This is a genomic window from Paraburkholderia sp. 31.1 (genome assembly GCF_014397645.1).
Taxonomy (GTDB): domain Bacteria; phylum Pseudomonadota; class Gammaproteobacteria; order Burkholderiales; family Burkholderiaceae; genus Paraburkholderia; species Paraburkholderia tuberum.
The window spans coordinates 16,918-29,224 of the sequence record NZ_VZQN01000025.1 but is presented as its reverse complement, the minus strand read 5'-3'; the positions used below and the strand labels follow the sequence as shown (position 1 = coordinate 29,224).

Annotated in this window: 14 protein-coding genes; 11 read left to right on the top strand and 3 right to left on the bottom strand. The window is 66.9% G+C overall.

Translation table 11 applies throughout. From position 1 onward, the window contains the following. The first annotated feature begins 11 nt into the window (after positions 1–11). From F6X37_RS20205 to rfaE2, 4 genes are all read left to right on the top strand, one after another. Complete coding sequence (locus F6X37_RS20205; RefSeq protein WP_090802811.1) at positions 12–869, top strand: enoyl-CoA hydratase/isomerase family protein; 858 nt, start codon at positions 12–14, stop codon at positions 867–869. 82 nt (positions 870–951) lie between these two features. Beyond that, complete coding sequence (locus F6X37_RS20200; protein ID WP_187612531.1) at positions 952–1,743, top strand: PhaM family polyhydroxyalkanoate granule multifunctional regulatory protein; 792 nt, start codon at positions 952–954, stop codon at positions 1,741–1,743. 537 nt (positions 1,744–2,280) lie between these two features. Next, positions 2,281–3,159, top strand: coding sequence for a ferritin-like domain-containing protein (locus F6X37_RS20195; protein ID WP_184026492.1), 879 nt, complete (start codon positions 2,281–2,283; stop codon positions 3,157–3,159). A gap of 160 nt (positions 3,160–3,319) precedes the next feature. After that, positions 3,320–3,802 carry a D-glycero-beta-D-manno-heptose 1-phosphate adenylyltransferase gene (rfaE2, locus tag F6X37_RS20190; RefSeq protein ID WP_187612530.1) on the top strand — a complete coding sequence of 161 codons (483 nt, stop codon included), beginning with the start codon at positions 3,320–3,322 and terminating at the stop codon, positions 3,800–3,802. 67 nt (positions 3,803–3,869) lie between these two features. Here the strand turns inward: rfaE2 and F6X37_RS20185 are convergent, their stop codons facing one another. From F6X37_RS20185 to F6X37_RS20175, 3 genes are all read right to left on the bottom strand, one after another. Next, complete coding sequence (locus F6X37_RS20185; RefSeq protein ID WP_187612529.1) at positions 3,870–4,109, bottom strand: hypothetical protein; 240 nt, start codon at positions 4,107–4,109, stop codon at positions 3,870–3,872. A 159-nt stretch (positions 4,110–4,268) separates the two neighbouring features. Beyond that, entirely contained in the window at positions 4,269–5,108 is an 840-nt protein-coding gene (locus F6X37_RS20180) for a type III pantothenate kinase (RefSeq protein WP_187612528.1), read from the bottom strand. Beyond that, the gene (locus F6X37_RS20175) at positions 5,105–6,043 is read right to left on the bottom strand and encodes a biotin--[acetyl-CoA-carboxylase] ligase (RefSeq protein ID WP_187612527.1); all 939 of its coding nucleotides are present in this window, start codon (positions 6,041–6,043) and stop codon (positions 5,105–5,107) included. Before F6X37_RS20175 ends, F6X37_RS20180 begins: the two co-directional genes overlap by 4 nt. Before the next feature lie 146 nt (positions 6,044–6,189). On the opposite strand from F6X37_RS20175, the gene F6X37_RS20170 reads away from it, so the two are divergent. The 7 genes from F6X37_RS20170 (at position 6,190) to F6X37_RS20140 (ending at position 12,158) form a co-directional block, all read left to right on the top strand. Continuing rightward, the gene (locus F6X37_RS20170; protein ID WP_090802823.1) at positions 6,190–7,323 is read left to right on the top strand and encodes an MlaE family ABC transporter permease; all 1,134 of its coding nucleotides are present in this window, start codon (positions 6,190–6,192) and stop codon (positions 7,321–7,323) included. Beyond that, the gene (locus F6X37_RS20165) at positions 7,320–8,198 is read left to right on the top strand and encodes an ABC transporter ATP-binding protein (protein WP_090802824.1); all 879 of its coding nucleotides are present in this window, start codon (positions 7,320–7,322) and stop codon (positions 8,196–8,198) included. Before F6X37_RS20170 ends, F6X37_RS20165 begins: the two co-directional genes overlap by 4 nt. A gap of 46 nt (positions 8,199–8,244) precedes the next feature. Further along, on the top strand, positions 8,245–9,213 hold the full coding sequence (locus F6X37_RS20160; protein ID WP_187612526.1) for an MlaD family protein: 969 nt from the start codon (positions 8,245–8,247) through the stop codon (positions 9,211–9,213). Between the two features lie 30 nt (positions 9,214–9,243). Continuing rightward, positions 9,244–9,870: an ABC-type transport auxiliary lipoprotein family protein gene (locus F6X37_RS20155; protein ID WP_187612525.1), complete on the top strand. Its 627-nt coding sequence runs from the start codon at positions 9,244–9,246 to the stop codon at positions 9,868–9,870. 31 nt (positions 9,871–9,901) lie between these two features. Then, entirely contained in the window at positions 9,902–11,059 is a 1,158-nt protein-coding gene (locus tag F6X37_RS20150; RefSeq protein ID WP_187612524.1) for a VanZ family protein, read from the top strand. Positions 11,060–11,163: 104 nt separating this feature from the next. Next, positions 11,164–11,487, top strand: coding sequence for a (2Fe-2S) ferredoxin domain-containing protein (locus F6X37_RS20145; RefSeq protein WP_090802831.1), 324 nt, complete (start codon positions 11,164–11,166; stop codon positions 11,485–11,487). 26 nt (positions 11,488–11,513) lie between these two features. Continuing rightward, on the top strand, positions 11,514–12,158 hold the full coding sequence (locus F6X37_RS20140) for an alpha/beta hydrolase (protein WP_090802833.1): 645 nt from the start codon (positions 11,514–11,516) through the stop codon (positions 12,156–12,158). The last annotated feature ends 149 nt before the right edge of the window (positions 12,159–12,307 follow it).

Here is a 12,307-nt window from a genome sequence, read left to right as displayed (position 1 = left end):
GACTGCTCACCATGCCTCAGCCATCGCAACCGAACGACGCGTACTACGCGCACTACCAGTCGCTGCGTTTGCAGCGTCATCCGCATGGCGTGCTCGAAGTCGTGATGAGCGGCGAGGGCGCGAATAAAAGCGGCCTCGCGACCGCGAACGCACGCATGCATTACGAGCTCGCGGAAATCTGGCGCGATATCGATCGCGATCCCGATACGCGCGTCGCGATCATTCGCGGCGAGGGTAAAGGCTTTTCGGCCGGCGGCGATCTGCAGCTCGTCGAGGACATGGCGAACGATTTCGAGGTGCGCACGCGTGTGTGGCGCGAAGCGCGCGATCTCGTCTACAACGTGATCAACTGCGGCAAGCCGATCGTGTCGGCGATGCACGGGCCGGCGGTCGGCGCGGGGCTCGTCGCGGGGCTGCTCGCCGATATCTCGATCGCGGCGAAGACGGCCCGCATCATCGACGGACACACGCGCCTCGGCGTCGCCGCGGGCGATCATGCGGCGATCGTCTGGCCGCTCCTGTGCGGCATGGCGAAGGCGAAGTACTACCTGCTGCTGTGCGAGCCGGTGAGCGGCGAGGAGGCGGAGCGCATCGGGCTCGTGTCGCTGGCCGTCGACGAAAGCGATCTGCTGCCGAAGGCGTTCGAAGTCGCGCGCAAGCTGGCCGACGGTTCGCAGACCGCCATCCGTTGGACCAAGTACGCGTTGAACAACTGGCTGCGCACGGCGGGGCCGGCGTTCGATACGTCGCTCGCGCTGGAATTCATGGGCTTCGCGGGACCCGACGTGCGCGAGGGCCTGAGCTCGTTGCGCGAGCGGCGCGCGCCCGATTTTGGCGCGGGCGGTCCACGTAACGACCAACGATCGTGATGTCATACCCCACACGGTATGATCGAATCGACGCGCGCGGCATCGCGCGCTCCACCTATCATCCAGCACCGAGGCGACAACCATGACCGACACCACTGGCTCCGCGCCGCCCTTTCCCGGCTTCCCCGGTTTTCCGCCCGCTGAAATGCTCGATCGCATGTGGAGCATGATTCGGCTGTCGCCGTTCGGCGCCGCCATGACGGGCGCGCAGCCGGGTGGGGGCACGAGTCCGTCGCTGTCGATGATGTCCGACATGATGGCGCCGCTCACCAGCGTCGAGGAGCTCGACAAGCGCATCACCGACATGCGCGCGGTCGAGCAATGGCTGAAGCTGAATCTGAGCATGCTGCAGTCGGCGATCCAGGCGCTCGAAGTGCAACGTGCGACGCTCGCGACGCTGCGCGCGTTCGGCGCGTTCGCGCAATCGTCGATGTCGCAGGCGGCGGCTGCTGCGTCGGGTGCCGCCGCGAGTGACGCGCCGAACACCGCCCCGAGCCCCGCCCGGGGGCCGAGTTGGACGAAGCCGGCCGAGCCCACGCCCGAAAGCGCCACGCAGGCCGACAGCGACGAAGAGGAAGCGCCCGCGGCGCCCGGCTTCGATGCGTCCGCGTGGTGGAATCTGCTGCAATCGCAGTTCAACCAGATCGCGCAGTTCGCGATGACGCAGCCGTCCGTCGCGGTCGCCGCGGCGGGCGGGGGCACGCAGGGCAAGCCGGAAGCGTCGAAGGCCGCGGATGCGTCGGGCGCCGATGCGTCGGGCGCCGCCGCGCAAAACGCGAAGCCCGCCGTCAAACGGCCGGCGGCGAAGCGCGCCGCGCCGTCGGCCAAACGCGCGGCCGGAACGAGCGCGGCAACGCCGAAAAAGTCGACGTGAGCCGGACGGCGCGCCGGGAATCAGTGGCCGTTGATGAAGGCGACTGATCGGCTGCGTTTTTCCCTATTCCAGCGCCGGCGGTTTCCGCCCGAGCGAATCGCCGACTTTATTGAGAGAAGTCAATACCACAGTGCGCTCGCGCCGCTTCTGTCACGGGTTTCGTGGGAGGCGCGTGCTATCATCGTGTAAGCTTGATCTGGCTTTGGGGCGTGCGCCGAAAACAACCAATCCCGCCGCCCTCGCGTCATTCGCCGCCGGCGCTACCGGTGCAGGGCGGGACGGTGCGGTTGTCGACCCAGACTGGCTCGACCTCAGGCAAAGGGTATCCCTCCCCGCGGTTGGCCACGGCGCCTGATTCACGCTTCAGGCGCCAATACAAAAGCCCGGACTTCTTTGCTGCCCGATGCTTCTGGGCGGCTGATTAACGCGTAAAATTGAATGCTTGGCCGATAAACGGCGCGTCCGTTCGTCGTAGATAAAACGGCTACACGTAGCAGCAACAGACACACACAGTATGTGCAGAACAGGGGTGGGACTATGAACACCATGCTTTATCCGGAACTTTACAAATCGCTCGAATCCGTTCGATGGGACATGGAGAAGGACATTCCCTGGGACAAATTCGATGCATCGCTGTTGACCGATGAGCAAGCCGCGACGATCAAGATGAACGCGATCACGGAATGGTCGGCGTTGCCCGCCACGGAAATGTTTCTGCGTGACAATCATCACGACAGCGATTTCTCCGCATTCATGAGCGTGTGGTTCTTCGAGGAGCAGAAGCACTCGCTGGTGCTGATGGAATACCTGCGCCGCTTCAAGCCGGAACTGGTCCCGACCGAAGAGGAACTCCACGCAGTGCGTTTCGAGTTCGATCCCGCACCGCCGCTCGAAACGCTGATGTTGCACTTCTGCGGCGAAATCCGCCTGAATCACTGGTATCGCCGCGCCGCCGAATGGCATACCGAGCCAGTCATCAAGCACATCTACGAAACTATCTCGCGCGACGAAGCGCGCCACGGCGGCGCGTATCTGCGCTATATGAAGAAGGCGATGGCGCAAACCGGCGACATCGCGCGTGCCGCGTTCGCGAAGATCGGCGTGCTGATGGCGTCGGCGCGTCGCACCGAAAAGCCGCTGCACCCCACCAACCTGCACGTGAACCAGGCGCTGTTCCCGCGCGACACGATCCAGTCGCGTCTGCCGGATCCGGAATGGCTCGAGCGCTGGCTCGACGAGCAGATCCGTTTCGACGACGGCTGGGAAAAGAAGGTCATCGAACGCATTCTGCATAACCTGTCGCTGCTGTTCGAACGCACGTTCAACACAGCGCAGGAACTGAACCGTTATCGCAAGGAAGTGGTCGCGCGTCTGCAAGCCGCTGAACAAAACCCGGCGCAGCAGCAGCCGGCGTAACGACTCAGGCGTTGCAGCACCGTATCAAACGGCGGTCCGGCAAGCGTGAGCTTGCCGGACCGTTTTGCTTCGGGCCGTCCAGCGTGTATCGTGACGGCACCTGGCATTCCTGTTCCCGTCACGCCCCAACTCCCTAATTCCCCAACTCTGTGACCGTGCGATGACCGCCATCTTTGAACGCAAGATTCTGACGCGCGATGCCCTGGTGAAGCTTCGTCCTTCGCTGCGCGCGCCCGTCGTGTTTACGAACGGCGTGTTCGATATCCTGCATCGTGGTCACGTGACCTATCTGGCCGACGCAAAGGCGCTGGGCGCGTGCCTGATCGTTGGTGTCAATAGCGACGCGTCGGTGCGGATGCTCGGCAAAGGCGACGACCGGCCGATCAACAACGAGGCCGACCGCATGGCCTTGCTAGCGGCGCTGGAAAGCGTCGATTACGTGGTGGGCTTCGGCGAGAAGACGCCGGTCGAGCTGATTTCCGCGCTGCGCCCGGACGTGCTCGTGAAGGGCGGCGACTACGACATGGACGCGCTGCCCGAATCGGCGCTCGTGCGCGGTTGGGGCGGCAAGGCGCTCGCGATTGCGTTCGAGCACGATCGCTCGACGAGCGCGCTGTTGAAGAAGGTGCGGACGCAGGGTTGATGCCGCCCGTTACCGCAACACGCGCGGCGCACTGCTGAACTTCAAACCGACCGCGTCGCTCACCTGATTACTGCGGCAACTCCGATGTCGAAATCGGCGTCTGCGGCGCGGGTCCGCCAACCACCGCCTGGTCGGCCGCATCGGCGGCGCTGACCGGCCGCACCTTCAGCCAGTCCGGATGAATCTGGCGATTCAGATGATTCGGCTCGCGTCCGCTGGCGGTGGGTGTGGGGCCGAAGGCGCCAAGCAGCGCGACGAAAGCCAGCACGTTGACAACAATCAGAATGGCGATCGGCCAGCGAAGCATTGTGGGTGTTTCCAATTCAGAAAGAAGTTGAGCCTGGGGCGTGCGGGAAAGACTCGGGTTCGGAAAATGGGCGGCGAATTGCGCGCAACTCAGGCGCACGTTCTACACGTACATCACGCGCCACCCGGTCGTGAATCGAACGCTAGCCACGGCAGGCAATCAGCCGCTTTGCCGCGCCGTATCCTCGGCTGCGATCAGCGCAAGCCCTGACAGCACCAGCGAATCGTGGCGAGTATGCGGCACTTTCAGGGCGCTCGCCACTTCGTCGGCGGCGCCGCCGCTGACTACGAGACGCACCGGCACCTGCCACTCATCCTGCAGGTCCCGCCACATCCGCTCAATCAATCCGGCCTGCGCCAGCGTGCAGCCCGCCGACAGCGAGCGCGGCGTATCCGTTGCGAAGAACGGCCCGCGACGGACCGCGCCGGTGGTATCGGCGGCGTCGAGCAGGCCGCGCGCGTGCGCGGCGTCGAGCATCGGCAGTTGCGCGGTGTGCTCACCGAGCGAGCGCATCATCAGCGTCCAGCCCGGCGCAATCAATCCGCCGATAAACGCGCCATCGGCGCGCAAGGCCTCGAGCGTCGTCGCGGTGCCGAAGGTCGCGAGCAGCAGATGCTCGCCGGGAAAGGTCGCGTGCGCGCCGATCATGCCGGCCCAGCGGTCGCTGCCGAGCGAGTCCGGTGTCGTGTAGCAATTGGTCACGCCGCATCGACGAGCACTTGCGCGGATCGTCGCGAGCGGCAGTCGCGGCCAGTGCGCGTCGACGAGCGCCGCGATGTGCGTCGCGACCTCCGCGCCCGCGACGTTGGAGAGCCACGCGCCGCATGGCGCCGGCCAGTCAGTCCAAGCGGGTTGCGCACCCGACCGCGCGCGTGGCCCGGCAAGGCCGTCATGCGCGAGCGCGCCGCTCGCCAACTGCGTCCCATCGGGCTGCACCAGCGCCCACTTGATCCGGCTATTGCCCGCGTCGATCAGCAGATATGGCGCGCGCTGCGTCATGCGACACCGTGGGCGAGACGCAGCGACACGTCGCCGGTCGCGATGCTCTGGCGGCCCTCAGCCGTATCGAGCAGCAACTGGCCACGCTCGTCAACGCCCGCCGCGACGCCGCGCGCGAGCTCCTGGCCTTGTTCGAGCAGCACGACGTCGCGGCCCGCGTAAGCATGCACCGCGTTCCAGCGCGGCTGGAACGGCGCGAAGCCTTCGGCGCCGAAGCGCTGCAGCATCGGTTCGAGCGCGTTCAATTCGGCTGCCAGCGTATCGGTCAGATTCGCGTTCGGCAGCGAGCGTTGCAACGCGGTCGGCACGGTGCCGAGCGCCTGCGGCGGTACCTCGGCGTTCAGCGCGCCGACCTTCGCCGCGAGTTCGTCGGCGCCTTTCACGTTGGTGCCGATGCCGATCACGACCGCGCTCGCGTCGTCGGTGCTCCACGCGGTTTCGATCAGGATGCCGGCGAGCTTGTCGCCTTCGAGCAGCACGTCGTTCGGCCACTTCAGCGCGATCTGTCCGGGACCCGCGACCGGCAGCGAGCGCAGCCCGTCGACGAGCGCGACGCCCACCGCGAGACTCAAGCCCCCGAGCCCTTCGAGCGGTCGCGGCAAGACGCACGCGACCGAAAACAGCAGCGCGTTGCCGGGCTCCGCGTACCACGGCCGCCCACGGCGGCCGCGCCCAGCGGTCTGCAGATACGCGACCCGCACGATCGGCCGCGGCAGCGCGTTCGCGCGGCGCGGCAGGGCTTTCACGTGGGCCATCAGGTCGGCGTTGGTCGAGCCGGTTTCTTCGACGATTTCGATCGGCCAGTCATGCGCATGCGCGCCGAACAGCTTGACCGCGCGTTCGCGATCGATGCGCCAGTCGGTCGAAGCCGACGACGAGGCTGGTGCCGCGCTTGTCGCTGCGGACGGGGAGGCGGGAGTCTTGGAGGCATTCATGTCCCATATTGTAGCCACAGCGAACCCGCCCGGGACTCGAATGCGCAGCGGTGAACGGCGACGCCGATCGATGTGCATCAGTGCGGACCGGCGGCCGAGCCTTCGTTACAATGGCCGCTAATCCGATAACCAGATTCACGCGATCCTTGAACAATGACACTCCGCCCGGCCTTGAAGTCGCGGCCGGCAGCCAAGGCAAGATCGTCCGTCTCTCGGGCCAGTGGACGGCGCTCGCGCTCGCGCGCGATCGCGACACCGGGCACGTGATTCCGGAACTGCGTTCGCTGACCGGCGCGCAGGGCATCGGCGAGTGGGACCTGTCGCGCGTCGACAGGATGGACCACGTCGGCGGCCAGGCGCTGTGGCGCGTGTGGGGCCGCAAGATGCCGCCGGGCACCGCGCTCACGGACACGCAGCGCGACATCTTCGAGCGCATCGCGCTGCTCGACACGGTGCGCGAGAGCGCCGAGCCGGTCACGCGCCTCGATCCCTTTACGCGTCTGGGCCTCGGGCTCTTCTCGTTCGTCGAGCACATGCAGGGCGGCGTCGCGATGCTCGGGCGCTTCGTGCTCGATCTGCTCGCGATCGTGCGCAAGCCGAAACTCACGCCGTGGACCGAAATCTCCGCGAACATCTACAACGCCGGCGCTCGGGCGCTGCCGATCACCGCGCTGGTCGCGTTCCTGATCGGCATCGTGTTGAGCTATCTGTCGGCACAGCAATTGCGCATGTTTGGCGCGAACCAGTTCATCGTCAATATTCTCGGCCTCGCGGTGATTCGCGAACTCGGCCCGGTGCTGTCGGCGATTCTGGTGGCGGGCCGCTCGGGCTCGGCGATCACCGCGCAGATCGGCGTGATGCGCGTGACCGAGGAGCTCGACGCGATGCGCGTAATGGGCATCCCGCACGGCCTGCGGCTGATCCTGCCGCGCGTGATCGCACTGGCCGTCGCGATGCCGCTGCTCGTGATGTGGACCAACGTGATCTCGTTGACGGGCGGCGCGCTCGCCGCGAAGCTCGTGCTCGGCATCGACATGAGCTTCTTCGCGCGCCAGCTGCCGAACGTCGTGCCGATCGCGAACCTGTGGATCGGGCTTGGCAAGGGCGCGGTATTCGGCATGCTGATCGCGATCGCCGGCTGTCATTTCGGCTTCCGTATCAAAGCCAATTCGCAGAGTCTCGGCGAAGGCACGACGACCTCGGTGGTCACGTCGATCACCATCGTGATTCTCGCGGACGCGGTGTTCGCGATCCTCTTTCAAAACGTGGGGCTAGGATGATCGCGCCACTCACCGAAGCCGTACGCGGCCAACCCGTACCGTCGATCGCCGAGCCGGTGATCGAGGTGATCGACATCACCAAGCGCTACGGCCGCAACATCGTGCATCAGCATCTGAGCCTCGAGGTGCGGCGCGGCGAGATCGTGTCGATCGTCGGCGGCTCGGGTTCGGGCAAGACCACGCTGGTGCGGCAGATTCTCGGCCTCGAGCGCCCGTCCAGGGGCACGATCAAGCTGTTCGGCGAAGACCTCGCAACGATCTCGCCCGACACCGCGCTGCTGATGCGCAGCCGCTCCGGCATGCTGTTCCAGCGCGGCGCGCTGTTCTCGTCGCTGTCGGTGTTCGACAACGTCGCGCAACCGGTGCGCGAGCTCGGCAAGGTGCCCGAAGACCTGCTGCGCGACATCGTGATGCTGAAGCTCGAAATGGTCGGGCTGCCGTGCAAGCACGCGTCGAAGATGCCATCGGCGCTGTCGGGCGGCATGATCAAGCGGGTTGGCATCGCGCGCGCGATCGCGCTCGAACCCGAACTGCTGTTCCTCGACGAACCGACCGCCGGCCTCGACCCGGAGGCGTCCGACGAATTCGTCGAGCTGATCTCAGGGCTGCATCGCGCGCTCGGTCTGACGGTCGTGATGATCACGCACGATCTCGATACGATGGTCGCACTGTCGACACGCGTGGCCGTGCTGGCCGATCGCAAAGTGCTCGTCAACGCGCCGGTCGAGGAGGCCGCGGGCGTCGACCATCCGTTCATCCACGAATATTTCCTCGGCCTGCGCGGGCGCCGCGCGCTGCAGGCGCTGCCGCCGGAGCGCCGCGCGAAGCTGCCGCAGGCGGCGCTCGAGCCGGCGTCGTCCGAGTTGCCGCTGTGAGGCGGGCCGCCATGAACCGGGCCGCTATGAACCAGGGAAACTGACAATGGAAAACAAAGCGCATGCGTTCTGGGCCGGGCTCTTCACGGTCGTGCTGACGGCGGCGATCGCGCTGGCGGCGTATCTGTTCAACGTCGACCGCACCGAGCGGGTGCCGTATGACCTGATCGCGCGCACCAGCGTGAACGGCCTCTTTGCGGACGCGGCGGTGCGCTTTCGCGGGCTCGACGTCGGCCGTGTGCAGTCGATCAAGTTCGATCCGAAACATCCGGGGCAGATCCTGATCCGCATCATGGTCGACGAGCACGCGCCGATCACGCATTCGACGTTCGGCAGCCTCGGCTTGCAGGGCGTGACCGGCATCGCGTTCATCCAGCTCGACGATACCGGGCGCGATCTGACCCCGCTGCCGTCGTCGGCCCAAAAGGTCGCACAATTGCCGATGCGCCCGGGTCTGTTCGACCAGTTGCAGCAACGCGGCGACGTGCTGCTGCGCAAGCTCGAAAAAGTCACCGACAACGTGAACAACATGCTCTCGCCGGAAATGGTCGCGCAGCTGCACGACACCGCGGCGAGCATCGCGCAGGCGGCCTCGGGCGTCGCGACGCTGACTCGTGAGATGGCGCCCGTCGCCAGCAAGCTGCCCGGCACGATCGACCAGCTGAACCGCACGCTCGCGTCGACCAACCAGATGATCACCGGCCTGAACCGTCCGGACGGGCCCCTCGAGCGCAATCTGGACAAGGTCGGCACGGCCGCGCAGCAGGCGGGCGATGCGCTCGCGCAGATGAACATGTCGCTGCAGGACCTGTCCGCCCGGGTCGGCTACGAGACGCTGCCGCGCGTCAATTCGCTGACCGAGGACGTGCGCGCGGCGGCGCAATCGATCGACCGCGCCGCCGACACCTTCAACACCAATCCGCGCAGCGTGCTGTTCGGCGCGCCGCGCCCGGCGCCGGGTCCGGGCGAGGCCGGCTTCGCGTGGCCCGCCGCTACCGCGCCCGCAGCTCACTGAATCCGCAGGCTAGAACAGAGGAAGATGCCCATGTCACGCTCGATTCACCGACTGTTGTCCGCGCGCGCCGCGCTCGCGGCGCTGCTTGCGTTCGGCGTGCTGGCGGCGGGCTGCGCGGGCACGTCCGCAGTGGTGTCGGATGTCCGCTACGACTTCGGACCACCGCCGCAGGCCGCCGCGGCGAGCCGGCTGCCGGCCGTCAAGGTGCTGGAGGTCAGCGCGCCGTCCGTGCTCGAATCCGACCGGATGACTTATCGGCTGAGCTACGCCGACGCGCAGCAGACGGCCGCCTACGCCAACAGCCACTGGACGATGATGCCGTCGCAACTGCTGACGCAGCGCCTGCGCAACGCGCTGAGCGAGCGCGGCACCGTGCTGACGGGCGCGGACGGCGTGAGCGCGCCGGTGCTGCGGGTCGATCTGACCGAGTTCGAGCAGGTGTTCGACAGCCAGACGGACAGCCACGGCGCGATCACCGCGCGCGCGACGCTGATGCAGGGCGGCAAGGTGATCGGCCAGCAGACCTTCGTCGCGCACGCGCCCGCGCATTCGGCGGATGCGGCCGGCGGCGCGCGGGCGCTCGCCGCGGCCAGCGACGACCTCGTCGCGCAGATCACCACGTGGCTCGGCTCGCAGGCGCTGGTCGCCGCGCAATGACGGGCGGGCAGCGCACGCAACGGAGCGCTGCATGAGCGAACGCCCCTGGCTGCGCCGCCCGTCGACGCTGGCCCGTCAGGCGCTGCTGCTTTACACGGCGCTGATCGTCTACGGGTCGTGGTATCCGTTCTCGGGCTGGCGCTCGCTCGGCATCACGCCGTTCGCCTATCTGTTCGATCCGATGCCGCAGTACCTGACGGCGTTCGACGTCGTCACCAACGTGCTCGGCTATATGCCGTTCGGCGCGCTGGTGGTGCTCGCGGTGTACCCGCGTTGGCGCGGCACGCTGGCCGTCGCGCTCGCGTTCGTGTTGGGCGGTCTGCTGTCAGGCACGATGGAAGCCGTGCAGACCTATCTGCCGACACGCGTCGCCTCCAATCTCGATCTCGCCGCCAACACGCTGGGCGCGCTCGTCGGCGCGGCGGTGATGTCGCCGTTGACCGGCGCGCTGCTCGACCGCGGCCTGCTCAGGCGTTTGCGGTTGCTGTGGTTCGAGCGCGGCCATGCGACGCTCGCGTGCCTCGTCGCCGCGTGGCCGTTTGCGACGATGTATCCGTCGCCGCGTCTGTTCGGTCTCGGCAACTGGCCGCGCGCGCTGTGGCTGAGCGTCGATCCGGCCACCCAGGACGCGCTGCTCGCGTGGACGCCGTCCGCGTGGCATGTCGGCGCATGGCCGGCGGCGGCCGCCGCGTGGCTGGACGACGACACATGGGAAGCGCTGATCACGGCGCTAAACCTGTTCGCGGCGCTCGCGCTTGCATCGCTGCCGACGCGCCGTCATGCGCCGCGCGTGCGCCTGTTGTTCGTGTTCATCGTCGCGACCTTGTGCGTGAAGGCCGGCGCGACGTTCCTGCAATCGCAATCGGGCCTCGCGTTCGACTGGGCGACGCCCGGCGCGCTAATCGGACTCGTGTGCGGCACCGTCGCGGCGCTCGTCGCGCTGCCGCTGCGGCGGCGGTTGCGTGCGACGCTCGCCGGGGTCGCGCTGGTCGTCGCACTCGTGTTCGTCAATCTGCTGCCGGTGAACCCGTATTTCGACGCCGTGCTCGCCGACTGGCGGCAGGGACGCTATCTGCATTTCAACGGGCTCGCGCGCTGGCTCGCATGGATATGGCCCTATGCGGCACTGGTGTGGCTCGCGTTCGCGGTCGAGCGGGCGTGGCTCAAGCGGCGCGCGAGGCGGGCGTGACGTGCTTGCGCGCCGGCCGCCAGGTCCCGACGCCCGCACAGCCCGGTCGCTATAATCGTCCGCACCGCCATTGCACTTCCTTTCAGGCTCGCCTCCCGAACATCATGGATTCCTTCTACAAGCACCACGTTTTCTTCTGTCTGAATCAACGCGACCCCGGCGCCGAGCGTCCGAGCTGCGCGAACTGCAACGCACAGGCGATGCAGGAATACGCGAAACAACGCGTGAAGCAACTCGGCCTGGCCGGGCCCGGCCAGGTGCGCATCAACAAGGCCGGCTGCCTCGATCGCTGCGAACTGGGCCCGACGCTCGTCGTGTATCCCGAGGCGGTCTGGTACACCTACGTCGACGAGAGCGACATCGACGAGATCGTCGAATCGCATCTTGCGAACGGCAAGATCGTCGAGCGTCTGAAGATCGATCAATAGCGCGAACCACAAAACGATCCATCCCGATGAACGTCAACACGAAGAAGTATCTGATCGACGGCCCGGTCGGCAAGATCGAGGTCGCGCTGGACCTGCCCGACGGCGTGCGCGAAAAAGGCGCCGCGCCACGCGGCATCGCGCTCGTCGCGCATCCGCATCCGCTGTTTGGCGGCACGATGGACAACAAGGTCGCGCAGACCCTCGCGCGCACGCTCGTGCAGCTGAACTACGTCACTTACCGGTCGAATTTCCGCGGCGTCGGCCAGACCCAGGGCGAGCACGACGCGGGCGTCGGCGAGCGCGACGATCTGCGCGCGGTGCTCGAGCACATGCGCGCAGATCCGGACTACGGCGATCTGCCGCTCGTATTGGCGGGCTTTTCGTTCGGCACCGTGGTGCTGTCGCACGTCGCGGCGAAGCTGCGCGATGAAGGCCGGGAAATCGAGCGCATCGTGTTCGTCGGTACCGCGGCGAGCCGCTGGGACGTCGCACCCGTGCCCGAAAGCACACTCGTGATCCACGGCGAAGTCGACGAGACCGTTCCCGTCCAGTCCGTATTCGACTGGGCGCGGCCGCAGGAACTGCCGGTCGTCGTGATTCCGGGCGCCGAGCACTTTCTGCATCGCAAGCTTCACATCCTGAAGCGGATCATCGTCGACGCCTGGCGCTGAAAACGCGCGACGCGCATTTTGCGGGGGACAGGTGCGCGCAAACGTGTGCAAATCGACGACACGCGCGCGAAGCTGACCAGGTAGCGCGCGTATAATGGGCGCTCTTTTTTTGGGCACAGCGCCGCCCAGCCGGCAGAATCGCGCGCCGC